Origin of the sequence: Pantoea sp. B566, assembly GCF_024793925.1 — a bacterium.
GTDB classification, from domain to species: Bacteria; Pseudomonadota; Gammaproteobacteria; order Enterobacterales; family Enterobacteriaceae; genus Pantoea; species Pantoea ananatis.
Map to the genome: position 1 here is coordinate 696,534 of NZ_JANUQL010000003.1, position 25,539 is coordinate 722,072.

Consider the following 25,539-nt stretch of genomic DNA (forward strand, 5'->3'; position numbering starts at 1 on the left):
CTTGCGCCAGGAGGAGGAAAACATTACTTTTGGTCACGCTTATCGGGAGAATATCATGAGTCACAACCTTGCCTTGCTGTCGCAGGAAGAGAAAGACAAAGTCAATGTCGATCTGGCTGCAGCAGGCGTTGCTTTTAAAGAGCGCTACAACATGCCTGTCGTGGCAGAAATGGTCGCCAACGAACAACCTGAAGCCCTGCGGGACTGGTTTCGTCAGCGTTTAATGCATTACCGCCAGGCCTCTCTCAACCTGTCACGCCTGCCCTACGAGCCTAAACAGAAATAATGATGCTACGCGTTATCGATACGGAAACCTGCGGACTGCAGGGCGGCGTGGTTGAGGTTGCATCGGTAGATGTGATCGACGGCCAAATCGTCAATCCAATGAGCGATCTTGTCTCACCCGATCGCCCCATCAGTCGTCAGGCCATGGCCGTGCACCGCATTACTGAAGCCATGGTGATGGGCAAACCGCCCATTGAAGAGGCCATCCTGCGCTACCACGGCAGTCCCTTTTACGTGGCCCACAACGCCAGCTTTGACCGCCGGATGTTGCCGGAAATGCACGGCGAGTGGATCTGTACCATGACGCTGGCTCGTCAGCTATGGCCCGGCATTAAATACGGTAATCAGGCGCTCCGGCACAGCCTCAAGCTGGATGTGACGCCGCCAGCGGATTTGCATGCTCACCGGGCGCTGTACGACTGCTACGTGACGGCCGCGCTGCTCATTCGAATTATGGAACTGTCCGGCTGGCGTGCGGACGAAATGAGTCTGCGCTCGCAGCCTGCCGCGCAGCGTGATGATGTGCTGCCGTTTGGTAAATATCGTGGTCAGGCGCTGGCCGTGGTGGCCCGAAAAGATCCGGGTTACCTGAAATGGATGCTGGATAACGTGAAAGATTTGCGCCCACCGTTACGGCAGGCGCTGCGCAAGTGTCTTAGTCAGCTTCCGTAAGCGCGGCCGGAGGCAAACTGCCCTGAGCAAGGGCGATGATGAAGGTGAGCTCCAGGGCAACGCCTTCATAGGCCTTGTAGCGCCCAGACTTACCGCCGTGCCCCGAGTCCATATCGGTGCAGAGCAGCAGCAGGTTATCATCGGTTTTATATTCACGCAGCTTAGCCACCCATTTTGCCGGTTCCCAGTATTGTACCTGTGAATCATGCAGGCCGGTTGTCACCAGCAGGTGGGGGCAGGTTTTCGCCGCAACGTTGTCATATGGGCTGTATTGCCGGATATAGCGATAGTACTCTGCGTCATTCGGATTGCCCCACTCGTCATATTCCCCGGTCGTCAGTGGAATAGACTCATCAAGCATCGTGGTGAGCACATCAACAAAAGGCACCTGCGCAACCACACCGTGATAGCGCGTGGGTGCCAGATTCATGACTGCGCCCATCAGCAATCCCCCTGCACTTCCTCCCATCGCATAGAGCCGGTCCGGGTGCCCGAATCCACGCGCCACGAGCCCGTTTGTCACGTCGATAAAATCGGTGAAGCTGTTCATCTTATTGAGCAGGCGGCCACCGTCATACCACTGCTGCCCCATCTCCCCGCCGCCTCGCACATGCACCAGCGCATAGATGAACCCGCGGTCCAGCAGGCTGAGCCGACTGACGCTAAAGTCAGCGTCCATGCTACTGCCATAGGCGCCATAGCCATACACCAGCATGGGGTTCTGCCCTTTCTGAAAATGGGTGCGGTGGTACACCAGCGAGACCGGCACTTCTGTGCCGTCAGAAACGGTGATCCAATGGTGCTCGCTTTTGTACTCATCCGGATTGAAGTCTTTGACCGCACTCTGTTTTAAGATGCGACGTTCCCCCGTATCCATATCCAGTTCAAACAGCGTGGCGGGCGTGGTCATGGACGAATAGCCATAGCGCAGCTTACTGGTGCGCGGCGTAGGATTGTAAGCCAGCCAGGTAACGTAAGTGGGATCGTCAAACGCAATGCCGCTGGTTTCTCCCGTCTCCCAGTTGATTTGCCGCAGGCTGGTCAGCCCACGCTGACGCTCCTCTACCACCAGCCAGTCACGAAAAAGCTGGAAATCCTCCATTACGATATGGTCGCGCGCGGGGATCACGGTTTGCCAGCGCGCTTCATCCAGATAATGGCTACGGTAGAGTCCGAAATTTTTACCCTCGCGATTCGAGCGGATGAAGAACGTGTGATCATAATGATCAAGACTGTATTCATGATCGCGCCGCCGGGGCAAAAAAACCTGCGGAAGGGCGTCCGGGAAATCCGCATCGATCAGCTGAATCTCGCTGCTGCTGGTGCTGTATAGCACGATCAGGATGAACTGTTTCGACGTGGTTTTATGAATGCTGAGGTGATAGGTATCGTCTTTTTCTTCGTACACTAACCGATCGTCGTGCTGGGGCGTACCCAACTCATGCCGCCATAGCTGATAAGGCAACAGGGTTTGCGGATGTTTACGAACGTAATAGAGGGTGCGTGAATCATTCGCCCACGCAAAGCTGGACGAGGCATCGTTAAGCACTTCCGGATACCAACTCCCACTGTCCAGATTGCGAAAACGAATGCCGTACTGCCGCCGGGAAAGGAAGTCCTCTGCCACTGCCAGCACCCGGTTATCCGGGCTGATGTGCAGTGCGCCCATAGTATAAAAATCACTGTGTGATGCGCGCTGATTCGCATCCAGCAGCAGTGTCCACGGGTCGCTCTCATCGCTGTCAGCGGGCTGTCGGTAATAGGCGGCATATTCATTGCCGCTTTCATACCGGCTTTGATAGCGATAACCATTTTTCACATAGGGTACTGAGTGGTCCTGCGGCGGCAGGCGATCGATAATCTCATGCAGAATGCGATTCTGTAAGGGCTGTTGTGAGCCCATGATTTTCTGGCCGTAATTGTTCTCAGCGCGTAAATAGTCCAGCACCTCGCTGTTTTCACGCCTGTCGTCACGTAGCCAGTAATAATTGTCGATGCGCGTTTCGCCATGCAGCGATAATTCGTAAGGGATTTTTTTTGCGCTCGGTGCTTTCATGTCATCCGTCCCGCTGAATGTAATGAACACTAAGCGTGGCACTAATGTAAAGAGATGCCAAGTAAAGTGAAGGCAATGTGAGGTTGTGCAGGGCCATATCGCTGGCCCTGTGCGGGTTAGCCCGCTTTCTGCTGCAGGATATCCTGCTGAATGCCGTCACGCACATCCTGCGGGATTTTTAGCGCATCGCCCAGGGCGGAAAGATAGCTGCGCTCCATGAAGTGGTCCACATCGATGGCGGCGCAGCTCAGAAAATAGAGTTCAAGCGCCTCTTCTTCATTTTTGACGTCCGCCGCGAGCCACTCGGGGTCCAGCGGTCGCTGCATGGCCTGCTGGATGAGTTTTTCGGCATCCTGACCATAGCCAGCCTCGTGAATATTATGCTCAATCGCCGCGCGTTCCCGATCGTCAATATGGCCATCGCTTTTAGCAGCAAAAACCAGCGCGGTCACCAGCCGCTCCGCCCGCTGATCCACTGGCGTTTGCAACTCACCAAAGCCGGGATCGTTTTGATGCGTTTCGCGTACCCGCTGCTTATATTTGTTCCACAGCACGGCACCCGCCGCGGCCCCGCCGCCGATAATCAAAGCCTGACCGCCATATTTCGTTAACAACTTTCGGGATGACTTACTGGCCACCAGCATGGCTGCCAGCCCGCCTAAAGCCCCCGGCGCCAGCATATCGCTTAATCCTCCGCTGGATTTACCCTCGCTGCTTTTTTTAGCCAGTACCGATTGAATCTGTTGCAGCCAGTTATTCATCATCATCTCCCTTTACCATTCAGAAACAACATCATTACCAAAAAGATGTCAGGAAACGTCAGAGCAGGAAAAGTAGCGCAAACCCAGGCAAATAAGCTGAAGGGTGAGAACGCAAACGTTTTCGTATATACTGCGCGCGCATTTTGACTGCTTCGATTTTAGGGGAATTTATGACGACTCTTGGAACTGCGCTGCGCCCTGGTGCAACGCGCGTAATGCTGTTGGGCTCCGGTGAACTGGGGAAAGAAGTTGCGCTGGAATGTCAGCGCCTGGGTGTGGAAGTGATTGCCGTTGACCGCTACGCTGATGCACCTGCCATGCATGTTGCTCATCGCAGCCACGTGATTAATATGCTGGATGGTGACGCGCTGGCCGCGGTGATTGCGCAGGAAAAGCCTCACTTCGTCGTACCCGAAATTGAAGCTATTGCGACTGAAAAACTCCTGGAGCTGGAGCAGCAAGGCCAGCACGTCGTGCCGACCGCCCGCGCGGCGCGCCTGACCATGAACCGCGAGGGCATTCGCCGTCTGGCAGCAGAAGAGCTCGCGCTTCCCACTTCCCACTACCGTTTTGCCGACAGCAAAGATAATTTCGTGTCTGCCGCCGCCGAAATTGGTTTTCCGTGCATCGTGAAGCCAGTGATGAGCTCTTCAGGTAAAGGTCAGAGCTTTATCCGGGATGCCAGCCAGCTGGAAAAAGCCTGGGACTATGCGCAGCAGGGCGGCCGTGCGGGTGCCGGGCGCGTTATCGTGGAAGGCGTGGTGAAGTTTGATTTTGAAATCACCCTGTTAACGATCAGTGCCGTTGACGGCATTCATTTCTGTGCCCCCATTGGTCATCGCCAGGAAGACGGGGATTACCGTGAATCATGGCAACCTCAGCAAATGAGTGAGCTGGCGCTGCAGCGTGCGCAGCACATTGCGGAAACCGTGGTGAAAGCGCTGGGTGGCTATGGGCTGTTTGGCGTAGAGCTGTTTGTCTGCGGCGACGAAGTGGTGTTCAGCGAAGTCTCCCCTCGCCCGCACGATACCGGTATGGTGACGCTGATTTCACAAGATCTGTCTGAATTCGCGCTTCATGTGCGTGCGTTCCTTGGCCTGCCGATTGGCACCGTTCGCCAGTATGGTCCTTCCGCGTCAGCCGTTATCCTGCCGCAGTTGACCAGTCAGAACGTGCAGTTCGTCAATGTGGAGGCGGCATTGGGTTCAGGTTTGCAGCTGCGCCTCTTTGGCAAACCTGAAATCGACGGTCAGCGCCGTTTAGGTGTTGCCCTGGCCTGTGCGGATACAACTGAAGAAGCCGTTGCGCGTGCCGTTGCCAGCGCGGCGGCTGTCAGCGTTCAGGGATAGTGCCATTGCGGTGAGTCAGTGACTCACCGCTCGCGTTTGACTTCCCGCCGGAGATTACTCCGCGCCAGCGACAGCGTCGCGCGCCAGTTGCGTGATTCGCTGCCAGTCGCCCACTTCCAGTGCATCGTTTGGCACCAGCCAGGAACCGCCGATACAGAGCACGCTTTTGAGAGCCAGATAGTCGCGGTAATTTGCCGGTGAGATACCGCCCGTAGGGCAGAAGCGTACCTGAGGGAAAGGCCCGCCGATGGCCTGCAACGCTTTTACTCCACCGTTCGCTTCCGCAGGGAAAAACTTGAATTCCCGCAAACCATAGTCCATGCCGGTCATCAATTCTGACACCGTGCTAATGCCGGGAATCAGCGGAATCGGGCCTTCAACGGCGGCCTTAAGCAGAGACTCGGTAATCCCCGGGCTAATGACGAACTGGGCACCCGCCTGCGTGACTTCCTGCAGCTGTTGGGTGTTAAGCACGGTGCCGGCTCCCACAATGGCGTCAGGTACGTTTTTAATGATGGCGCGCAGGGCATCCATCGCCACAGGGGTGCGCAACGTGACCTCCAGTACCTTGACGCCACCGGCGACCAGGGCCTGAGCCATGGGAACGGCATGTTCCAGCTTGTTAACCACAATCACCGGTACGACCGGTCCGGTTTTCAGAATCTGTTCGGCACTCGTTTTCCAGTTTTTCATCACGTCCCCTGATGGATAACATTGGGAGCAGCACGGCGAGGACATCGCCAGGTCAGCCCGGTTAACAGCGCTACTACCATACAGGATCCGCCGTTTGCCCGTCTATGACCGGGAAAGATTTTTAAAACGGCAGTTCATTTTTGAGAGTTGGTGCAAAAAAAAGCCCGCTCGCGGCGGGCTGGGTGGTTATTCAAATTCGTTCCAGGAGCGGCCATCACGCGTAATCATTGCCACAGAGGCCACCGGCCCCCATGTTCCCGCCTGATAAGGCTTGGATGAGTCGCCGTCGGCTGCCCAGGCATCGATGATGGAATCTACATAGGTCCATGCCGCTTCCACTTCATCGCGACGCACAAACAGCGCCTGAATACCGCGCATGGATTCCAGCAATAAGCGCTCATAGGCATCGGCCAGATGAGACTGATTGAAGGTTTCTGAGTAGCTCAGATCCAGCTTGGTGGTTTGCAGTTTGTGTTTGTGATCAAGACCCGGCACTTTGTTCAGGATCTCAATATCCACGCCTTCATCAGGCTGCAGACGAATAGTGAGTTTGTTCTGCGGCAACTGGGAGTAGGAATCCTTAAACAGGTTCATCTCCGGGTTTTTGAAATACACCACGACTTCTGAGCATTTGGTCGGAAGACGTTTACCGGTACGCAGGTAGAACGGCACGCCTGCCCAACGCCAGTTATCGATGTCCACGCGAATAGCCACAAAGGTTTCGGTGGCGCTGGTCTTATTGGCCCCCTCTTCTTCCAGATAGCCAGGCACTTTCTTGCCCTGAACGAAGCCAGAGGTGTACTGACCACGTACCGTTTTCTCGCGGACGTTGGTTTGATCGATAGGACGCAGCGAGCGCAGTACTTTCACTTTTTCATCACGAATACTGTCGGCGCTGAGATCGGAAGGCGGTGACATGGCGATCATCGTCAGAACCTGTAACAGATGGTTCTGAATCATATCGCGCATCTGGCCCGCTTTATCAAAGTAGCCCCAGCGTCCTTCAATACCCACTTCTTCCGCCACGGTAATCTGCACGTGATCGATCGTGCGGTTATCCCAGTTATTAACAAAAATGGCATTAGCAAAGCGCAGCGCTAACAGGTTAAGAACCGTTTCTTTGCCCAGATAGTGGTCAATACGGAAAACCTGACTCTCATCAAAGTACTCACCCACGCTGTCGTTAATTTCTTTTGAGGTTTCCAGCGAGGTACCGAGCGGTTTTTCCATGACAACACGCGCGGGTTTAGCGTTCAGCTTTGCCGTGCCCAGTCCCTGACAGATCGCACCGAAGGTGCTGGGCGGCATGGCAAAATAGTTAATGGTGGTACGGCTTTTCTGGTCCAGCATCTTACCCAGGCGTGGGAAGTGCGACGTATCGTTTACATCAAGGTTACAGAAATCGAGACGGTTGCTGAGCTTGTCCCAGAGTGCTTCATCGATCTTTTCCTTCATGAAGGTTTCTAACGCCTCACGCACCACTTTGGTGTATTCGGCTTTATCCCACTCGGCACGGCCCACGCCGATGATGCGGGTTTCTTCATGAATCTGGCCCGCTTTCTCTAACTGATACAGCGAGGGCAACAGTTTACGACGGGCGAGATCGCCTTTGGCGCCGAAAATTACCAGATCGCATGCCTGGGCTATTTGTGTTACCGCCATTTTCCTCTCCTCGTTGCAGGATTGTCCCGGTGGCGTTGCGTCCTGAGCACCGGGTCCAAGTTGTCATTTTCTTTCAGCACAATGTACTTTTTTCCCCAGGCCAGGTAAACCAGCCTGCGGCGTCACGACGCTAACTCTGCACCCAATTAGCGTCTGGGGTATGTTGACACGTGCGCTTTCAGTTATTTTTCTGTGTCAAATATTGTCTGGCTAAAATCCAGTACGGGCCTGATTATCGCAAAAAAAAGGGCCGCAGACTTATCAGACCTTGCGCCCACCTCGGTCAGGCGGGGTATATTCTCCGTTAATTTCCTGTAACAACAGTAATTATTCATATTAACAGATATTCCACGCTTATCAGGTCAGGACTATGTTGGATAAAATTCGGGTGCAGATGAGTGCGCTCAGTAAGTCAGAGCGTAAAGTGGCACAACATATCCTTGCTTCTCCGGAGCAGGCGATACATTCCAGTATTGCTACGCTGGCACGGGCGGCGGAAGTGAGTGAGCCCACCGTCAACCGGTTTTGCCGCCATCTTGGCACGGCGGGTTTTCCCGACTTCAAGCTTCAACTTGCTCAGGCGCTGGTCAAGTCCCCTAACTGGCTCAGTCGGGACGTGCAGGAAGATGACAGCGTTGAGCGTTACAGTGAGAAAATATTCGATTCTGCCCTGGCCGGGCTTCAGCGGGTGCGGGAGCATCTCGATCTTGCCGCGCTGCAGCAGGCCGTGAGCTATCTGACGCATACCGATAAAATCACTTTTTTTGGTTTAGGTGCCTCCGCTGTGGTGGCACACGACGCCTTCAACAAGTTTTTACGCTTCAACCTGCCGGTTATCTGGTCAGATGATGTGGTGATGCAGCGAATGAGCTGTATCAACAGCCGCGACAACGAGGTGTTTGTTTTGATCTCTCATACCGGCCGTACCCGCAACATGGTTGAGCTAGCGCAGATGGCAAAGGCCAACGGCTCGACCGTTATCGCCATTACCTCAGCCGGATCGCCACTTGCCCATGAAGCCTCGCTGGCGCTGCTCGTCGATGTGCCCGAGGATACCGATATCTATCTGCCGATGGTGTCCAGGCTGGCTCAACTCACCGTGATCGACCTGCTGGCGACCGGTTTTACCCTGGAACGGGGGCCCGCTTTCAGGCAGAACCTGAAGCGGGTAAAAGAGGCGCTAAAGTCATCTCGTTACGACAAACCTGCCATTGCCGATAACGATAGCGTCTGATCTCTGTGCCCTGGGTTCATTTTCCCGATACCGCGTAAAAGCGATCGGAAAAGTGACATCATATGCGCCTGGTCAATTAAGCTTTCGCTAATGCCGTGAGGGGGATGACTTCCTTGATGAGTCTCAGTATTGTATCTAACAAAATCGCCCTTTCTCGACAGGGTTATGGCGCAGTGCCACAGTTCTGACACACTCGAATGTATAATAATACCTCTGTGTGGTAAGCAGTATCTGATGGGCTAACACCTTAAAATGTAACGATTCAGCTCAGTTCCAAACTCCAAAGGAATCCCTATGTCTCGACGTTTAAGAAGAACCAAAATCGTAACTACCCTCGGCCCAGCCACTGACCGCGACAACAACCTCGAAAAAATCATTGCAGCTGGCGCCAACGTCGTGCGTCTTAACTTTTCTCACGGCACGGCTGAAGATCATCAGTTGCGTGCTGATAAAGTCCGTCAGATTGCCGCAAAACTGGGACGTCATGTTGCCATTCTGGGCGATTTGCAAGGCCCTAAGATCCGTGTCTCGACCTTCAAAGAAGGCAAAGTGTTCCTGAACGTCGGCGATCGTTTCCTGCTGGACGCGGCGATGGGTAAAGGCGAAGGCGACAAAGAGCGCGTGGGCATCGACTATAAAGGTCTGCCTGAAGACGTGGTGCCTGGCGATATTCTGTTGCTGGATGATGGTCGCGTACAGTTAAAGGTGCTGGAAGTTCAGGGCGTAAAAGTCTTTACTGAAGTTACGGTAGGCGGCCCGCTCTCCAACAATAAAGGGATCAACAAACTGGGCGGCGGGTTATCAGCCGAAGCCCTGACCGAAAAAGACAAAGCAGACATCATCACCGCAGCCAAAATCAATGTGGATTACCTGGCCGTTTCTTTCCCGCGCTGTGGTGAAGACATGCACTATGCGCGCCGTCTGGCGCGCGACGCAGGCTGTGATGCGCTGATGGTGGCGAAGGTAGAACGTGCTGAAGCCGTTGCCTCGCAGGAGGCGATGGACGACATCATTCTGGCCTCAGACGTGGTCATGGTGGCCCGTGGCGATCTTGGCGTTGAAATCGGCGATCCGGAACTGGTGGGTATTCAGAAGGCGCTTATCCGCCGCGCCCGTCAGCTTAACCGTACCATCATCACGGCAACCCAGATGATGGAATCCATGATTACCAATCCAATGCCCACCCGCGCTGAAGTCATGGACGTTGCCAACGCCGTGCTGGACGGCACCGATGCCGTGATGCTCTCTGCTGAAACCGCCGCAGGCCAGTACCCGGCTGAAACGGTCGCGGCGATGGCAAAAGTGTGTCTGGGTGCAGAAAAAATCCCCAGCGTGAACGTCTCTAAACACCGCCTTGACGTGCAGTTTGACAACATCGAAGAAGCCATCGCGATGTCAGCCATGTACACGGCCAACCATCTGCAGGGCGTGACCGCCATTATTACGATGACGGAATCAGGCCGTACGCCGTTGATGACCTCGCGCATCACCTCTGGCCTGCCGATTTTCGCCATGTCGCGCCACGAGCGCACGCTGAACATCACGGCGCTGTTCCGTGGCGTGACGCCGGTATTCTTTGACAGCAATAATGAGGGCGTAGCAAACGCGCACGACGCGGTTAATCTGCTGCGTGATAAAGGCTTTCTGCTGTCGGGTGACCTTGTCGTGGTCACCCAGGGTGACGTGATGGGCGCAACCGGAACAACCAACACAGGTCGTGTGCTGCGCGTCGATTAATTCCGCCTTTTTCTCATCACCTGTATTACCATTGGAAACGCGACTGCCCTGCAGTCGCGTTTTTGTTTTTCCACAAGGAGGCCAGATGGCCCGTTATCAACCCATCAGCCAGCTTACGGGGCGCATAATGCTGTTCCCACTGGCTATGGTGCTCTACGAGTTTGCAACCTATATTGCGCACGACATGATCCAACCCGGCATGTTACTGGTCACCGCCGAATTCAACGTTGGCGCAGAATGGGTATCAACCTCTCTGACGGCCTACTTACTGGGCGGCGTCGTGCTCCAGTGGTTACTCGGCCCGCTATCGGATAAATATGGCCGCAGGCCCGTGTTGCTATTCGGCATTCTCTTTTTTGCGTCCGCCTGCATTCTCACAACCTGGGTAAGTGATATTCAGCAGTTTGTCAGCCTGCGTTTTGTGCAGGGCATCAGTCTGTGCTTCATCGGCGCGGTGGGCTATGCCGCCATTCAGGAAGCGTTTGAAGAAGCCTTAGCGGTGCGGATTATGGCGCTCATGGCGAATGTGGCCCTGCTCGCCCCGCTCGCCGGACCGCTGGCGGGTGCAGCCTGGCTAACCGTAGGCAGCTGGCGCAGTATGTTTTGGCTGTTTGCCGCCTGCAGCGCCGTGGCTTTTCTCGTTTTATGGCGGGTGATGCCTGAAACCGCAGGCGATCGCACTCAGTCTGTTGCGCTGCCCGTGCTCGCACGTAATTACGGCCGTCTTTTGAAAGATCGCCAGGTGATGTATGGCTCCTTTGCTATCGGGCTGGTATTCATTCCCATTCTGACCTGGGTTGCCTTGTCACCCGTGATTTTAATGCGCGATGAGGGCCTTTCCCGCATGCAGTATGCCCTGCTCCAGCTTCCGGTTTTTCTGGCGATGATTGCGGGCAATGTGACGCTGAGTAAGGTGGTAGGCCGCATGCCGATAGAGCAGCCAGTAAAGTTTGCGGCATGGCCGATACTGCTGGGCCTGAGCCTTGCCCTGTCAGCTACCCTGATTGACGCGCACAGCTATCTCTTTATCACGGCGGGACTAAGTTTGTATGCCTTTGGCGGCGGCATGGTCAATGCAGGACTTTATCGTCTGACACTGTATGCCAGTGATGAAGGAAAAGGCAGCGTGGCGGCCATGCTGGGCATGGTCAGTATTCTGACCCTGGCTATCGGCATTGAGTTAGCGAAGCACTTCTATTTCAACGGCGGGGTCATCTGGTTTAGCCTGATCAACTTTATCAGCGGCGTGATGTGGTTTGGGCTGGTGCTGATGTTCCTGCGTGAACGTAAACGTCACGCAAAAGTAACGCCTCTCTGAAGCTTTCAGGCCGCAATGCGGCCTGATGATTATTTACGTGGATAAAGCTCGTCGCGCGAGTAGGGTTCGATATCACCTTCTTTGCGAGTTTTCAGCAGCTTGAGTATCCAGGTATATTGTTCCGGATGCGGACGCACAAACACCTCCACCTCCTCATTCATCCTGCGCGCCAGTTGGCGGTCATCCGCGTCAAGTAAGTCGTCCATGGGAGGGCGAACATAAATTTCCAGTTTGTGACTTTCACCGTTATAGACCGGAAACAGTGGTACAACGCGGGCACGGCAGACTTTCATTAGTCGCCCCACCGCGGGCAAAGTGGCTTTATAGGTCGCAAAGAAATCGACAAACTCGCTGTGCTCCGGACCGTGATCCTGGTCAGGCAGATAATAGCCCCAGTAGCCCTGACGAACCGAACTGATAAACGGCTTGATGCCATCATTGCGCGCATGCATACGGCCACCAAAGCGGCGACGGACACGGTTCCAGACATAGTCCACCAGCGGATCGCTCTGATTGTGGAACATGGCTGCCATCTTTTGGCCCTCTGAGGCCAGCAGCATAGCAGGAATATCGACAGCCCAGCCATGCGGTACCAGAAAAATAACGTTCTGCTTGTCGGCCTGCAACTGGTCAATAATTTCCCGACCGTGCCACTCAACGCGCTGACGAATTTGTGCCGGATCGCGCATCCCCAACTCAGCCATCATGGCCATCGCCTGTGGCGCAGTGGCAAACATCTGATCAACGATCGCATCGCGTTGAGATTCGCTTAATTCAGGCAGGCAATAATAGAGATTAATCAGCGCACGACGACGCGCGCCTTTCGCCAGCTTTCCGGCCATTTTGCCCAGCCGCCCCAGAAGCGGATCGCGCACGGTGGCGGGCATCAGGGCGATGCCTGCCAGTGCACCAATACCCAACCAGCTGCCCCAGTATTTAGGCTTTAAAAAAGATCGTTCAAAAACGGGAATAAATTCGCTGTTATTTTTTTTACGGGTTTCCATGCACTCGCCTCAATCAATGACGGGCTAATGATAGTGGCGACGAGTAAATTTGCAATCATCCTGCGCCAGAGATAAAAAAATCGACGGCAATGCCGTCGATTTTAGCGAAAAACTTACTTTAGCCCCAGCTGAGGTAACCAGCCTTTCACCTGGGTAAGGTACTGCGTCCGTTCTTTACCGGTCAGGCCTTCCATACGCGGTAGCTTAGCCGTTAAGGGATTAACCGCCTGGTTATTAATCCAGATCTCAAAGTGCAGGTGCGGGCCAGTAGAACGGCCTGTGTTGCCTGACAGCGCAATGCGGTCGCCGCGCTTCACTTTTTCACCTGGCTTCACCAACACTTTCTTCAGGTGCATGTAGCGCGTCATGTACTGACGACCATGCCGGATAGCCACATAGTTTCCGGCGGCGCCGCCGTTTTTCGCCACCACGACCTCACCATCACCGACCGCCAGCACAGGCGTACCGATCGGTAAGGCGAAATCAACGCCTTTGTGCGGCGCAATGCGACCCGTCACAGGATTAAGGCGGCGGGGATTAAAGTTAGAGGACACCCGATACTGTTTGACGGTGGGGAAGCGCATAAAGCCGCGCGCCAGTCCTGCACCGCTGCGGTCATAGAACTTGCCGTCATCAGCACGGAAGGCGTAATAATCTTTACCGCCACTGCGCAAACGCACCCCCAGCAACTGGCTTTGTGCGCTCTTGCCGTCCATCATTTCACGCGACATCAGCACGCTAAACTTATCGCCTGCCCGCAGCTTACGGAAATCCATCTGCCACTGCATCGCTTTGATCACGCTGCTGGCTTCGCCACTGGTTAAACCGGCCCGACGGGCACTGGCGGCAAAGCTGCCGTGTATCTCACCCTGCATCACGCTGTTGCGCCATTCGCCCTGCTGCATCTGCGACTGCATTTTGAAGCCGCCGCTATCCGTGCGCGTATAGGTGCGGGTTTCACGACGCGAAATTTCCCAGCTAAAGGTGTTCAGCGCGCCGTCATCGTTTAATGTCCAGCTGAGCTGCTGCCCGACCTGCAAATTCCGCAGATCGCGATCGCTGGAGACCAGGGCGTTAATGTCCCCCATATCAATGCCGTACTGATTAAGTGCACTGCTCAGGGTATCGCCAGAAGAAACCGTGTATTCATGCGTGCCAGCACTGTCGGCGACGTCCTGATCGACATCATCTGCAGGGAGTTCTTCATCCGGCTCTGGGGTACTTTGGTCGATGGGTTCACTGGCTTCGGGAAGCAGTGTACGAAATTCGTTTTTGTCCAGTTCGATGGTTTTGACGATGGGCGTCACATCATTACTGGGATGGTAGACGTAAGGCCGCCAGACGGCGACGGCCAGAGTCACTACGGTTAACGATCCCAGCATAACGCGGTGGGGGCGCGGCAAATTATTAAATGCGAGGGCGACAGAGCGGGCTATCTGCTGCACGTTGAACTATTCCTCTATGCTCCTTTCAGGCAGGTCTCATACTGGCTCGACAGCTGTGAGAGGAATTTCACATAGCTGTCTTTTCCTAAGCTGATGTCTGTACCCAGCGGATCAAGCGTGCCTTTACGCACCTGGGTTCCACGGGCAACAGCATCGATGACCGCCGGCCTGAATTGTGGCTCAGCAAAGACGCAAACGGCCTTTTTCTCAACCAACTGTGTTCGAATTTGATGTAAGCGCTGTGCACCCGGCTGAATCTCAGGGTTAACGGTAAAATGCCCGGTAGGCGAGAGACCGTAGTGTTTTTCAAAGTACGTGTAAGCGTCGTGAAAAACGAAATACCCTTTATCTTTAACGGGGGCAAGCTGTGAGATAATGCGCTTATCTGTGTCCGCTAATTCTGCCTCAAAATGCTGCAGGTTGGCGTCAAGTTTGGCTTTATCCTGCGGCATAAGTTCCAATAATTTTCCGTGGATTGCAACCGCGGTTTTTTTCGCTATCTCTGGTGACATCCACAAGTGCATATTAAACTCACCATGATGGTGATGATGCGCTTCATCATGATCGTGCTCTGCGTCATCATGGTCGTGATGATCATCGTCTTCACCTCCACGCAGTAGCAAGGGTTTTACGCCGGAAATTTGCACGATCTCAAGATTCTTTTTTTCCGGCAGAGACGCCGCAGATTTTGTCATGAAGGCTTCCATTTCAGGGCCAACCCAAACAACTAAGTCCGCGTTTTGTAAGCGTTTTACATCAGAGGGGCGCAGGGCATAATCGTGTTCGGATGCGCCATCCGGCAGCAAAACCTCCACGGGTGTGACGCCGTCAGCAATGGCCGAGGCGATAAACCCAACGGGCTTAATGGAGGCCACAATATCGGCGTGAGCGGGTAAGGCAGCAGAGGTGGCGAAAGCCATCGCCGTCAGGGTCAAAAAGCCCCCTTTTTTATTATGTAACATAATGCGTCATTCCTTCGTCATCAACAGATTGGATGTGATATTATAACATTCGAAATTCTGTGCAACCTGTAAATCTTATGCCATCACTTGTCACACTTGAAAACGTATCCATCAGTTTTGATCAACGTCAGGTCTTATCTGGCGTGAGTCTGGAACTTCATCCTGGTAAAATTTTAACCCTGCTCGGTCCTAACGGCGCGGGCAAATCGACGCTGGTTCGGGTGGTGCTTGGCCTCCTTGCGCCCTCCTCCGGTCGGGTCAGTCGCAGTGCGGGCTTACGCATCGGCTACGTGCCACAGAAGCTGCATATCGATCCCACGCTGCCGGTCACGGTCGAACGTTTTATGCGCCTGTCGCGCGGTGCGCGCAATCAGGATATTTTGCCTGCCCTGAAACGCGTTCAGGCGGGTCACCTGTTGACCTCGCCGTTGCAGAAACTGTCGGGCGGCGAAACGCAGCGCGTGTTACTGGCTCGCGCCTTGCTCAATCAGCCTCAGTTGCTGGTGCTTGATGAACCGACGCAGGGTGTGGATGTCAACGGGCAGGTCGCGCTTTACGATCTGATCAATCAACTGCGACACGAGCTGAACTGCGCCGTGCTCATGGTTTCCCATGATTTGCATTTAGTCATGGCGAAAACGGATGAGGTGCTGTGCCTTAACCATCACATTTGCTGTTCAGGTACGCCTGAGGCGGTGTCGCAGCATCCCGAATTCATTGCCATGTTCGGCCCGCGCGGTGCGCAGGAACTGGCTATCTATCGTCATCACCATAATCACCGTCACGACCTTCAGGGACGTATCGTATTACGCAAAGGACCGGGTCCATCATGATTGAATTACTGCTTCCGGGCTGGCTGGGCGGCGTGATGCTGGCGCTGGCGGCGGGCCCCCTGGGCTCTTTTGTCGTCTGGCGCAAGATGTCGTATTTCGGCGACACGCTGGCGCATGCCTCACTGCTCGGCGTCGCCTTTGGTTTGCTGCTCAACGTCAACCCTTACTATGCCGTGATCCTGGTCACGGTCTGTCTGGCACTGGGTCTGGTCTGGCTTGAGCGTCGCCCGCATCTGGCGATAGATACACTGCTGGGCATCATGGCGCACAGTGCGCTTTCGCTCGGACTGGTCGTGGTGAGCCTGATGTCGAACGTCCGGGTGGATTTGATGGCCTACCTGTTTGGCGATTTGCTGGCGGTAACGCCCAGCGATCTCTGGGCCATGGCTGCAGGTGTGATATTCGTGCTGGCGGTTATGGCCTGGCAGTGGCGCGCACTGCTGTCGATGACAATCAGCCCCGAGCTGGCACAGGTCGACGGCGTGAATATTCAACGCACCCGGCTGATGCTGATGCTGGTAACCGCACTGACGATTGGTGTGGCGATGAAGTTTGTTGGTGCGCTGATCATCACATCGCTGCTGATCATTCCGGCTGCCACCGCCAGGCGCTTTGCGCGTTCACCCGAAATGATGGCGGCGGTGGCCGTACTGATTGGCGTGATTGCCGTGACCGGCGGCTTAACCTTCTCGGCGTTTTATGACACGCCCGCCGGCCCTTCCGTCGTGCTGTGCGCCGCCATCCTTTTTCTCTTCAGCATGGTGCGCAAACCGGCGCTGTGATCAGGCTTCTTTGGTGATACCAAAGTGGCGATAGGCATGCTGCGTGGCCATCCGGCCGCGCGGCGTGCGCTGAATAAAGCCCTGCTGAATTAAAAACGGCTCAATCACGTCTTCGATGGTTTCCCGCTCTTCGCCAATCGCTGCCGCCAGGTTGTCCAGCCCGACCGGCCCACCGGTGAATTTATCGATAATGGCCAGCAACAGTTTTCGATCCATATAATCGAAGCCTTCGCTGTCCACGTTCAGCATATCCAGCGCCGTCACCGAGACATCACCGCTCAGTACACCGTTCGCGCGCACCTCAGCAAAATCCCTTACCCGACGTAACAGGCGATTGGCAATACGTGGCGTTCCGCGTGACCGGCGGGCGATTTCCAGGGCCGCTTCTTCACTGAGTGCCAGACCAAGGCAGGCGGCGCTGCGTCCCACAATGTGCTGTAAATCTTTTACCTGATAAAACTCCAGACGCTGCACGATGCCGAAGCGATCGCGCAGGGGTGACGTCAGCGAGCCTGCCCGCGTGGTGGCGCCAATCAGCGTAAAGGGCGGCAGATCCAGTTTGATGGAACGCGCAGCCGGACCTTCACCAATCATAATATCCAGCTGATAGTCTTCCATAGCCGGATAAAGTACCTCTTCCACGACCGGTGAAAGACGATGGATTTCATCAATGAACAGCACATCATGAGGTTCGAGGTTGGTCAGCATCGCGGCCAGGTCGCCCGCTTTTTCCAGCACCGGGCCGGAGGTCGTGCGCAGATTAACGCCCATCTCGTTGGCCACAATGTTGGCCAGCGTCGTTTTGCCCAGCCCAGGAGGGCCAAAAATCAATAAATGATCCAGCGCATCACCACGCAGTTGTGCCGCCTTGATGAAAATTTCCATCTGCTCACGCACCTGCGGCTGGCCCACATATTCGGTCAGCATCTTAGGACGAATGGCGCGGTCGAGGCCCTCTTCTTCGTTAATGCTGGCAGCGGAGATCAGGCGATCGGCTTCAATCATGAATTACCTCAAATAGCGGCGCGGAGCGCTTCACGGATCAACGTTTCGCAATCCGCGTCAGGACGGCCAACTTTGCTGATCATGCGGCTCGCTTCCTGCGGTTTATACCCCAGCGACACCAGCGCTGCAACCGCTTCCGATTCTGCATCGTTGGTCTCTGGCTCCGGGCCCGGCGTGGTCAGCGTAAAGGCCGAATCGCCGCCAAACAGATCGCCATGCATGCCTTTAAAGCGGTCTTTCATTTCCACCACCAGACGTTCAGCGGTTTTCTTGCCCACGCCCGGCAGTTTAACCAGCGCGGCGATCTCTTCCTTTTCAACCGCCGTCACAAACTGCTGTGCCGACATGCCCGACAGAATGGCCAGCGCCAGCTTAGGCCCAACGCCATTGACTTTAATCAACTCGCGGAACAGTGCTCGTTCCTGCTTGCTGTTAAAGCCAAACAGCAACTGTGCATCTTCGCGCACCACAAACTGAGTAAAGATCACCGCCTCGTGATTAAGATCGGGCAGCTCATAAAAACAGGTCATTGGCATATGGACTTCATAGCCGACACCGTGCGCCTCCAGCAGCACCAGCGGTGGCTGCTTTTCCAGAATAATGCCCCGTAAACGACCAATCACCTGAAGCCTTCCTTATCCAAAGTATGTGGCGGAATTTATACCATAAAAAAGGCTGGATGAATATCCAGCCTGATAGCGATGACGACGTAAGGGTTGTTAACTCTGACGCAACCGGCCGCGGGTCAGCACCAGCTTGCTGTCACTCATGCGCGCCGCGTTTTGGGCCACGTGACAGTGCGTGATGGCGATAGCCAGCGCATCGGCGGCATCGGCCTGGGGATTCGCCGCCAGTTTCAGCAGCGATTTCACCATGTGTTGCACCTGACTTTTTTCTGCGCCACCGGTGCCAACGACCGTTTGCTTGACCTGGCGCGCGGCATATTCAAACACCGGCAGATCATGGTTAACCGCCGCCACAATCGCGGCCCCCCGCGCCTGCCCCAGTTTCAGGGCAGAATCGGCATTCTTCGCCATAAACACCTGCTCGATAGCAAAAAAATCCGGCGAGAACTGCGTAATGATTTCGCATACTCCGGCATAGATCAGCTTCAGACGCGCAGGTAACTCTGTTGTGTTGGTACGAATACAGCCGCTGCCCAGATAAGTGAGCTGGCGGCCAGTCTGACGAATCACCCCATAACCGGTCAAGCGTGAGCCAGGGTCAATCCCTAAAATAATCGACATGACGCGTCTCCAGCCTGAGCGTGCAGCGGTACAGCATTAAAGCGTTTCCGCCACCTCGTCGGAGATTTCGCCGTTATGGTAAACCTCCTGCACGTCGTCACAGTCTTCCAGCATATCGATCAGGCGCAGCAGTTTAGGCGCGGTTTCCGCATCCATTTCGGCTTTGGTCGAGGGGATCATGGCCACTTCCGCGGAGTCGGCTTTAAAGCCCGCCGCTTCCAGCGCATCGCGCACCGTGCCCATCTCTTCCCATGCGGTAAACACGTCAATCGCGCCGTCATCGTAACCGACCACGTCTTCTGCGCCCGCTTCCAGCGCCGCTTCCATCACCGCATCTTCGTCATGACCGGGTGCGAAGGAGATTACGCCTTTTTTGCTGAACAGATAGGCGACGGAGCCATCGGTACCCAGGTTGCCGCCCGTTTTGGTGAAGGCGTGACGCACTTCGCCCACGGTACGGTTGCGGTTGTCGCTCAGGCACTCAATCATGATGGCCGATCCGCCCGGACCGTAACCTTCATAAATGATGGTTTCCATATTGGAGTCATCTTCGCCACCTACGCCGCGTGCAATGGCACGGTTCATGGTATCGCGCGTCATGTTATTAGACAGCGCTTTATCCATTGCCGCACGCAGGCGCGGGTTGGAGCCCGGATCGCCGCCGCCCAGTTTGGCAGCCGTGACCAGCTCACGAATGATCTTCGTAAAGATTTTACCGCGCTTGGCGTCCTGAGCGGCCTTACGGTGCTTGGTATTCGCCCATTTACTGTGTCCAGCCATGTTGCATTTTCTCCGATCTTTTACTGGGTGCAGGCTATCTTACGTGCGAACGTGTCCTGCGGCCGTGCCCGCAATTCCCACGTACAGAAGTACGATCCGTTGCGGTGCGCTGGCGGTAGACACCCTCGCGGCGCCGATTATGCCTGACTGTCGATATTGTTCGGTGCGTTCATTGAAAACCCACCCGATTCATAAAACCTAATGCCTTCGCCACGGGAAAAACGCGCAGCGGCGAGCATTCAGATAAATTCTTCAATCGCCTGGCGATTACTCCAGGATTTCGTGAGGGCAGCGGCGGCGGCGGGATCGAGCCAGCGCGCGGCAAGATGCTCGGTGAGCAACAGATCACGCTCTGTAGGCAAGGCCAGCCTGAACCAGTGTTCACGGTTGTGCGTCGTGCCCGGCGCATAACGATGACGATAGTGCGGGAAAATCTCAAAGTCGATTTCACGCTGACAGTCTTCAATCGTTAGCTGCTCGGCCTTTACATCAATCCCCAGCTCCTCACCGACTTCTCGCTCGGCCGCCTGCAGCGGACACTCATCCGCTTCCAGGCTGCCGGTGACCGATTGCCAGAAATCCGGGTCGTCACGGCGCTGCAGCATTAACACCCGGCCACTGTCCTGCGCCACAATCACCACTAACACAGAAACCGGATGTTTATACGGCATTACTTCGTCTCAGACTTGTCTTTCTTGACGACCTGAATGCCTAACTCAAGCAGTGACGCCGGATTCGCTTCGCTTGGCGCTTCCGTCATCATGCAGGCCGCTGCCGTGGTTTTCGGGAACGCGATAACGTCACGAATATTGTCGGTACCGGTTAACAGCATCGTCAGGCGATCCAGACCAAACGCCAGGCCTGCATGCGGCGGCGTGCCGTACTTCAGTGCATCCAGCAGGAAGCCGAACTTCTCACGCTGTTCATGCTCTTCAATGCCCAGAATGCTAAACACGGTCTGCTGCATGTTTCCGTTGTGGATACGCACAGATCCGCCGCCGACTTCATAACCGTTGATCACCATGTCGTAAGCATTCGCTACGGCCTGGGTTGGATCGGCTGCCAGCTGTTCCGCACTCATCTCTTTCGGTGCCGTAAACGGATGGTGCATGGCAGCCAGCCCACCTTCGTCATCTTCTTCAAACATCGGGAAGTCGACAACCCATAGCGGCGCCCAGGCTTTGTCGTCGGTGATTTGCAGGTCACGTCCCACTTTCAGGCGCAGTGCGCCCAGCGCATCGGCCACCACTTTGGCACGGTCGGCACCAAAGAAGATGATATCCCCATCCTGCGCGCTCGTGCGGCTGAGGAGGGTTTCAACGATATCGGCATTAAGGAATTTCGCTACCGGGCTCTGTACGCCCTCCAGGCCCTTCGCACGTTCGTTTACCTTCATCCAGGCCAGGCCTTTGGCACCGTAAATCTCAACAAATTTGCCGTATTCATCAATCTGCTTACGGCTCAGCTGCGCGCCGCCGGGAACACGCAGCGCGGCAACACGGCCTTTCTCGTCGTTAGCCGGGCCAGAAAATACCTGGAACTCAACGGTTTTCAGCAGGTCGCCCACGTCCACCAGCTCCATGGGATTACGCAGGTCGGGTTTGTCTGAACCGTAGCGATGCATGGCTTCGGCAAAGGTCATCTGCGGAAACTCACCCAGATCCACGCCCTTCACGCTCTGCCAGAGTTCGCGAATCATGCGCTCCATAATTTCACGCACCTGAGGTGCGGTCAGGAAGGAAGTTTCCACATCGATCTGCGTAAATTCGGGCTGACGGTCTGCGCGTAGGTCTTCATCACGGAAACATTTAACAATCTGATAATAGCGATCGAAACCCGACATCATGAGCAACTGTTTAAACAGCTGCGGTGACTGAGGCAGCGCATAAAATTTGCCTTTGTGCACGCGGCTCGGCACCAGGTAATCGCGCGCGCCTTCCGGGGTGGCTTTCGTCAGCATCGGCGTTTCGATATCCAGGAAGCCAGTGTCATCCATAAAACGACGGACAAAACTGGTGATCTTAGCGCGAGTCTTTAAGCGCTCAACCATTTCAGGGCGGCGCAGATCCAGATAACGGTACTTCAGACGTGCTTCTTCGCTGTTGGTCTGGTTAGAATCCAAAGGCAGTGGTTCAGCACGATTGATGATGTTCAGCGCGTGGGCAAAGACTTCTACGTCACCCGTGGCCATGTCGCTGTTTCTGTTTTTTTCGTCACGGGCACGCACGGTGCCGGTAATCTGGATACAGAATTCGTTACGCAGTTCAGATGCCAGTTGGAAAGCGTCTTGATGATCGGCATCGAAAAAAACCTGTGCGATGCCTTCACGGTCACGCATATCGATAAAAATCAGGCTTCCCAGATCGCGACGACGGTTGACCCAGCCGCAAAGCGTGACTTGCTGACCTACATGAGACAGATTGAGCTGTCCACAATACTCTGTACGCATAACACTATCCTTTTAACTTCGCCGCTGCAGCTGACAGCACCAGGCCGCGTCACCTTGTAGGGTGCTGTCGCAAAAAAGGCCGCTATTATAATGGAAAAAGGCAAACAGGATAAGTGGAGCCACGTTAAAGCGCGGCATTTCCTGTTCGCTTTTCACCTGTTTGCGTCAATATACTGCCTTACAGGATAATTACCATCACACTCAAAGGCGGGAATCAGGCGTGACACTTCGTATTGGTTTGCCACAATGGCATCACGCGCACTGGAAGCGATGGGGAATCGAAACCCTGGCTGACTATGCGCGTTATTTCGGCACGGTGGAAGGCAATACCACATTGTATGCGCTGCCTGATGCGGAAACGGTCCTGCGCTGGCGGGATATGACCCATGACCAGTTTCGTTTCTGTTTTAAATTTCCCAGCAGCATCAGCCATCAGGCCGCCCTGCAAAATACCGACGACTTAGTAACGGATTTTTTTCGCCTGATGGCACCGCTCGCCGACCGCATGGGTCAGTACTGGCTACAGCTGCCCGCCAGCTTTTCCCCTGCGCAACTGAACGATCTCTGGCGCTTTCTGGACAGCCTGCCCACCCATTTCTCCTACGGCGTCGAAGTCCGCCATGCCGCCTTTTTTGCCAAAGGCGAGGCTGAGCGCGCGCTGAATCGCGGCCTGCTGCAGCGCGGCGTCAATCGTGTGGTGCTGGACAGCCGTCCGGTTCATGCCTCAACCTCGCAAAGCCCGGCGGCACTTCACGCCCGCCAGCAAAAGCCTCGCGTTCCGCCGCATGCACTGTTAACCGGGTCGCGCCCCATGATCCGTTTTGTCGGCAGCGACAACCTGGAAGAAAGCCTGCCACTGTTTCAAATCTGGCTGGCCAAGCTGGCCGAATGGCACACGCAAAGTGACCCTCTGGTGTTTATCCACACGCCCGATATGGGACAGGTGTTTCCGCTGGTGCAGGCGCTCTGGCCGGCATTACAAAAAATTGATGCCAGCATCGGTCCCGGACCTGACTGGCCGCAACAGGATTCGCTATTCTGATAGCGATGGGCAGCCTCGCCCCCTCTGGTGATATGAATAAAAAAGGAAACAATGATGATTAGCGCGTTATATGTGGTTATCGGTGCGTTACTGATAATGAAGTTCACCCTCAATGTCGTCCGCTTTCGGCGTCAACATCATGTTGCTTTTGGGGATGGCGGTCATCACGACCTGAACAGGGCCATCCGCATTCATGGCAATGCCGTTGAAACCATTCCCCTGGCGCTGTTGCTGCTGATCACGCTTGAGATGAACGGGGCGGATGTCTGGATGGTTCACCTGACGGGCATCGTGTTTTTTGTTGGCCGTTTTTTGCATGCTTATGGCCTGCGTAAAGACGTGATGAGTGGACGCAAATACGGTATGATGCTGACCTTGTTTGGCCTGAGTGGAATGGTGATTTTTAACCTCATCTATCTCCCCTGGCAACTGGTGCTCAGCCTGCATTAATGTTGCGGCTTAAAGGGTGCAGGCCGCGGCAGTTTCTGCCAGAATAGCGCCCTTTCCGCCGTCTCTTCGGATTTTCGATATGTCTGATCGCGATCAACTCTTTTCTGCGCCCATTGAAAAACTGGGCGACTGGACCTTTGACGAACGTGTCGCTGAAGTGTTTCCCGACATGATTCAGCGCTCGGTGCCCGGCTATTCCAATATCATTTCGATGATTGGCATGCTGGCAGAACGCTTCGTCCAGCCCAACAGCCAGGTGTTTGACCTGGGCTGCTCACTCGGTGCCGCCACACTTTCGGTGCGTCGTAATATTCACGTGCCAGGCTGCCAGATTATCGCCGTAGACAACTCTCCGGCCATGGTCGAACGCTGCCGCCGCCATATCAATGCCTTTCGCGCCGACACGCCGGTTACCGTGGTGGAAGCGGACATCTGTGACATTGAGATTGAAAATGCCTCTCTGGTGGTGCTCAATTTCACCCTGCAGTTTCTTGAGCCGCCTGCCCGTCTTACGCTGCTCAGTAAAATCTGGCAGGGGCTGAATCCCGGCGGAGCCCTGGTCCTCTCGGAGAAGTTCAGCTTTGAAGATCGTGACGTCGGCGAACTGCTGTTTAACATGCATCATGACTTTAAGCGCGCCAACGGCTACAGCGAACTGGAGATTAGCCAGAAGCGCAGCATGCTGGAAAACGTCATGCTGACCGACAGTGTGGAAGCGCATAAGGCTCGTCTTAAGCAGGCGGGCTTTTCGCACGCTGAATTATGGTTTCAGTGCTTTAATTTTGGTTCGTTGGTGGCATTAAAATGATCGACTTTGGCCGTTTTTATCAGCAAATCGCCGTTGGCCCCCTGGCAAAATGGCTTGACGTGCTGCCTGCACAGATTAGCGACTGGCAGCGGGAGAATCTGCACGGGCACTTCCGTGACTGGTACAAGTCGCTGGAATACTTACCGCTGCTGGAACCCCAGCGGCTGGACCTGCTGAACAGCGTAAGCGCCGATCGGGATGACATCAGCGATCGTCATCGTCAGGGCATTGAGAAACTACTACGCAATTTGATGCCGTGGCGCAAAGGCCCTTATTCCCTGTACGGAACGGAGATTAACACCGAATGGCGTTCTGACTGGAAATGGGAGCGCGTGCTGCCTCATATTTCCTCGCTGGCCGGACGAACCGTGCTGGATGTCGGCTGCGGCAGCGGCTACCACATGTGGCGGATGATCGGTGCGGGTGCGCATCTGGTTGTCGGTATCGATCCCATGCAGCTGTTTTTATGCCAGTTCGAAGCCGTGCGTAAGCTGTTGAATGATGACCGTCGCGCCCATTTACTGCCGCTGGGCATTGAACAACTGCCGGCGCTCCAGGCGTTCGACACGGTCTTTTCGATGGGCGTGCTGTATCATCGCCGTTCCCCCCTTGACCACCTCCTTCAGCTAAAAAATCAGCTGGTCAGCGGCGGCGAGCTGGTACTGGAAACGCTGGTGATCGAAGGCGATGTGAACCAGGTGCTGGTGCCGGGCGAACGCTATGCGCAGATGCGCAACGTCTATTTTATTCCCTCTGCCGAGGCGCTGAAAAGCTGGCTGGAGAAGTGTGGCTTTGTTAACGTGCGCATTGTCGACTTTGCCCTGACCTCGACGGAAGAGCAACGTCGTACCAGTTGGATGACCAGTGAATCACTGGCCGAGTTTCTGGATCCCGACGACAGCAGCAAAACCGTTGAAGGTTATCCCGCACCGCTGCGCGCCGTTCTGGTTGCCACCAAACCCTGA

General features: G+C 55.1%; 25 protein-coding genes. 12 read left to right on the top strand and 13 right to left on the bottom strand.

Going from position 1 to position 25,539, the window contains the following annotated elements:
• Positions 1 to 55 precede the first annotated feature (55 nt).
• Both NYE92_RS04980 and exoX read left to right on the top strand, forming a co-directional pair.
• Complete coding sequence (locus tag NYE92_RS04980; RefSeq protein ID WP_019105100.1) at positions 56 to 286, top strand: DNA polymerase III subunit theta; 231 nt, start codon at positions 56 to 58, stop codon at positions 284 to 286.
• Positions 286 to 957, top strand: a complete 672-nt coding sequence (exoX, locus tag NYE92_RS04985) for an exodeoxyribonuclease X (RefSeq protein WP_015700171.1) — start codon at positions 286 to 288, stop codon at positions 955 to 957. Before NYE92_RS04980 ends, exoX begins: the two co-directional genes overlap by 1 nt.
• Here exoX and NYE92_RS04990 read toward each other — a convergent pair.
• The gene (locus tag NYE92_RS04990) at positions 941 to 3,013 is read right to left on the bottom strand and encodes a prolyl oligopeptidase family serine peptidase (RefSeq protein WP_014605680.1); all 2,073 of its coding nucleotides are present in this window, start codon (positions 3,011 to 3,013) and stop codon (positions 941 to 943) included. The two genes, exoX and NYE92_RS04990, sit on opposite strands and share 17 nt — an antisense overlap.
• Positions 3,014 to 3,129: 116 nt before the next feature.
• On the bottom strand, positions 3,130 to 3,774 hold the full coding sequence (locus NYE92_RS04995) for a tellurite resistance TerB family protein (protein ID WP_015700169.1): 645 nt from the start codon (positions 3,772 to 3,774) through the stop codon (positions 3,130 to 3,132).
• A 170-nt stretch (positions 3,775 to 3,944) separates the two neighbouring features.
• Between NYE92_RS04995 and purT the strand changes: the two genes are divergently transcribed.
• On the top strand, positions 3,945 to 5,123 hold the full coding sequence (gene purT / locus NYE92_RS05000) for a formate-dependent phosphoribosylglycinamide formyltransferase (RefSeq protein WP_014605678.1): 1,179 nt from the start codon (positions 3,945 to 3,947) through the stop codon (positions 5,121 to 5,123).
• A 54-nt stretch (positions 5,124 to 5,177) separates the two neighbouring features.
• Here the strand turns inward: purT and NYE92_RS05005 are convergent, their stop codons facing one another.
• Entirely contained in the window at positions 5,178 to 5,816 is a 639-nt protein-coding gene (locus NYE92_RS05005; RefSeq protein ID WP_014605677.1) for a bifunctional 4-hydroxy-2-oxoglutarate aldolase/2-dehydro-3-deoxy-phosphogluconate aldolase, read from the bottom strand.
• A 186-nt stretch (positions 5,817 to 6,002) separates the two neighbouring features.
• Positions 6,003 to 7,478 (bottom strand): glucose-6-phosphate dehydrogenase, encoded by a 1,476-nt coding sequence (gene zwf, locus NYE92_RS05010; protein ID WP_013026068.1) that lies wholly within the window; start codon positions 7,476 to 7,478, stop codon positions 6,003 to 6,005.
• 370 nt (positions 7,479 to 7,848) lie between these two features.
• On the opposite strand from zwf, the gene NYE92_RS05015 reads away from it, so the two are divergent.
• The 3 genes from NYE92_RS05015 to NYE92_RS05025 all read left to right on the top strand — a co-directional run bounded on the left by NYE92_RS05015 (position 7,849) and on the right by NYE92_RS05025 (position 11,767).
• Positions 7,849 to 8,712, top strand: coding sequence for a MurR/RpiR family transcriptional regulator (locus NYE92_RS05015; protein WP_014605676.1), 864 nt, complete (start codon positions 7,849 to 7,851; stop codon positions 8,710 to 8,712).
• A gap of 294 nt (positions 8,713 to 9,006) precedes the next feature.
• On the top strand, positions 9,007 to 10,449 hold the full coding sequence (gene pyk, locus NYE92_RS05020) for a pyruvate kinase (RefSeq protein ID WP_013026070.1): 1,443 nt from the start codon (positions 9,007 to 9,009) through the stop codon (positions 10,447 to 10,449).
• A gap of 85 nt (positions 10,450 to 10,534) precedes the next feature.
• The gene (locus NYE92_RS05025) at positions 10,535 to 11,767 is read left to right on the top strand and encodes an MFS transporter (RefSeq protein WP_014593881.1); all 1,233 of its coding nucleotides are present in this window, start codon (positions 10,535 to 10,537) and stop codon (positions 11,765 to 11,767) included.
• Positions 11,768 to 11,796: 29 nt separating this feature from the next.
• Here NYE92_RS05025 and lpxM read toward each other — a convergent pair whose 3' ends face one another.
• The 3 genes from lpxM to znuA form a co-directional block, all read right to left on the bottom strand.
• A complete protein-coding gene (gene lpxM / locus NYE92_RS05030; protein WP_019105099.1) occupies positions 11,797 to 12,771 on the bottom strand; it encodes a lauroyl-Kdo(2)-lipid IV(A) myristoyltransferase in 975 nt (324 codons plus the stop codon).
• Positions 12,772 to 12,884: 113 nt separating this feature from the next.
• Positions 12,885 to 14,216: a murein DD-endopeptidase MepM gene (gene mepM, locus NYE92_RS05035; RefSeq protein WP_013026073.1), complete on the bottom strand. Its 1,332-nt coding sequence runs from the start codon at positions 14,214 to 14,216 to the stop codon at positions 12,885 to 12,887.
• Positions 14,217 to 14,230: 14 nt separating this feature from the next.
• Complete coding sequence (znuA, locus tag NYE92_RS05040; protein WP_013026074.1) at positions 14,231 to 15,178, bottom strand: zinc ABC transporter substrate-binding protein ZnuA; 948 nt, start codon at positions 15,176 to 15,178, stop codon at positions 14,231 to 14,233.
• 77 nt (positions 15,179 to 15,255) lie between these two features.
• Here znuA and znuC point away from each other — a divergent pair, with 77 nt between their 5' ends.
• Both znuC and znuB read left to right on the top strand, forming a co-directional pair.
• Positions 15,256 to 16,011: a zinc ABC transporter ATP-binding protein ZnuC gene (znuC, locus tag NYE92_RS05045; protein WP_014593885.1), complete on the top strand. Its 756-nt coding sequence runs from the start codon at positions 15,256 to 15,258 to the stop codon at positions 16,009 to 16,011.
• Positions 16,008 to 16,793 (top strand): zinc ABC transporter permease subunit ZnuB, encoded by a 786-nt coding sequence (gene znuB, locus NYE92_RS05050; RefSeq protein WP_014593886.1) that lies wholly within the window; start codon positions 16,008 to 16,010, stop codon positions 16,791 to 16,793. Before znuC ends, znuB begins: the two co-directional genes overlap by 4 nt.
• Here the strand turns inward: znuB and ruvB are convergent, their stop codons facing one another.
• The 6 genes from ruvB to aspS form a co-directional block, all read right to left on the bottom strand.
• On the bottom strand, positions 16,794 to 17,798 hold the full coding sequence (gene ruvB, locus NYE92_RS05055; protein WP_013026077.1) for a Holliday junction branch migration DNA helicase RuvB: 1,005 nt from the start codon (positions 17,796 to 17,798) through the stop codon (positions 16,794 to 16,796).
• Between the two features lie 8 nt (positions 17,799 to 17,806).
• The gene (gene ruvA / locus NYE92_RS05060) at positions 17,807 to 18,421 is read right to left on the bottom strand and encodes a Holliday junction branch migration protein RuvA (protein ID WP_013026078.1); all 615 of its coding nucleotides are present in this window, start codon (positions 18,419 to 18,421) and stop codon (positions 17,807 to 17,809) included.
• 96 nt (positions 18,422 to 18,517) lie between these two features.
• A complete protein-coding gene (gene ruvC, locus NYE92_RS05065; protein WP_259018661.1) occupies positions 18,518 to 19,045 on the bottom strand; it encodes a crossover junction endodeoxyribonuclease RuvC in 528 nt (175 codons plus the stop codon).
• Between the two features lie 36 nt (positions 19,046 to 19,081).
• Positions 19,082 to 19,825, bottom strand: coding sequence for a YebC/PmpR family DNA-binding transcriptional regulator (locus tag NYE92_RS05070; RefSeq protein WP_013026080.1), 744 nt, complete (start codon positions 19,823 to 19,825; stop codon positions 19,082 to 19,084).
• Positions 19,826 to 20,064: 239 nt separating this feature from the next.
• A complete protein-coding gene (gene nudB / locus NYE92_RS05075; protein ID WP_013026082.1) occupies positions 20,065 to 20,496 on the bottom strand; it encodes a dihydroneopterin triphosphate diphosphatase in 432 nt (143 codons plus the stop codon).
• The gene (aspS, locus tag NYE92_RS05080; RefSeq protein ID WP_259018663.1) at positions 20,496 to 22,274 is read right to left on the bottom strand and encodes an aspartate--tRNA ligase; all 1,779 of its coding nucleotides are present in this window, start codon (positions 22,272 to 22,274) and stop codon (positions 20,496 to 20,498) included. The genes nudB and aspS overlap by 1 nt, the downstream gene beginning before the upstream one ends.
• Before the next feature lie 220 nt (positions 22,275 to 22,494).
• Between aspS and NYE92_RS05085 the strand changes: the two genes are divergently transcribed.
• From NYE92_RS05085 to cmoB, 4 genes are all read left to right on the top strand, one after another.
• Positions 22,495 to 23,316, top strand: coding sequence for a DUF72 domain-containing protein (locus tag NYE92_RS05085; RefSeq protein ID WP_014605671.1), 822 nt, complete (start codon positions 22,495 to 22,497; stop codon positions 23,314 to 23,316).
• A gap of 54 nt (positions 23,317 to 23,370) precedes the next feature.
• Entirely contained in the window at positions 23,371 to 23,766 is a 396-nt protein-coding gene (locus NYE92_RS05090; protein WP_014605670.1) for an MAPEG family protein, read from the top strand.
• Positions 23,767 to 23,845: 79 nt separating this feature from the next.
• Entirely contained in the window at positions 23,846 to 24,574 is a 729-nt protein-coding gene (gene cmoA, locus NYE92_RS05095; RefSeq protein ID WP_014605669.1) for a carboxy-S-adenosyl-L-methionine synthase CmoA, read from the top strand.
• Positions 24,571 to 25,539, top strand: a complete 969-nt coding sequence (cmoB, locus tag NYE92_RS05100; protein WP_014593894.1) for a tRNA 5-methoxyuridine(34)/uridine 5-oxyacetic acid(34) synthase CmoB — start codon at positions 24,571 to 24,573, stop codon at positions 25,537 to 25,539. Before cmoA ends, cmoB begins: the two co-directional genes overlap by 4 nt.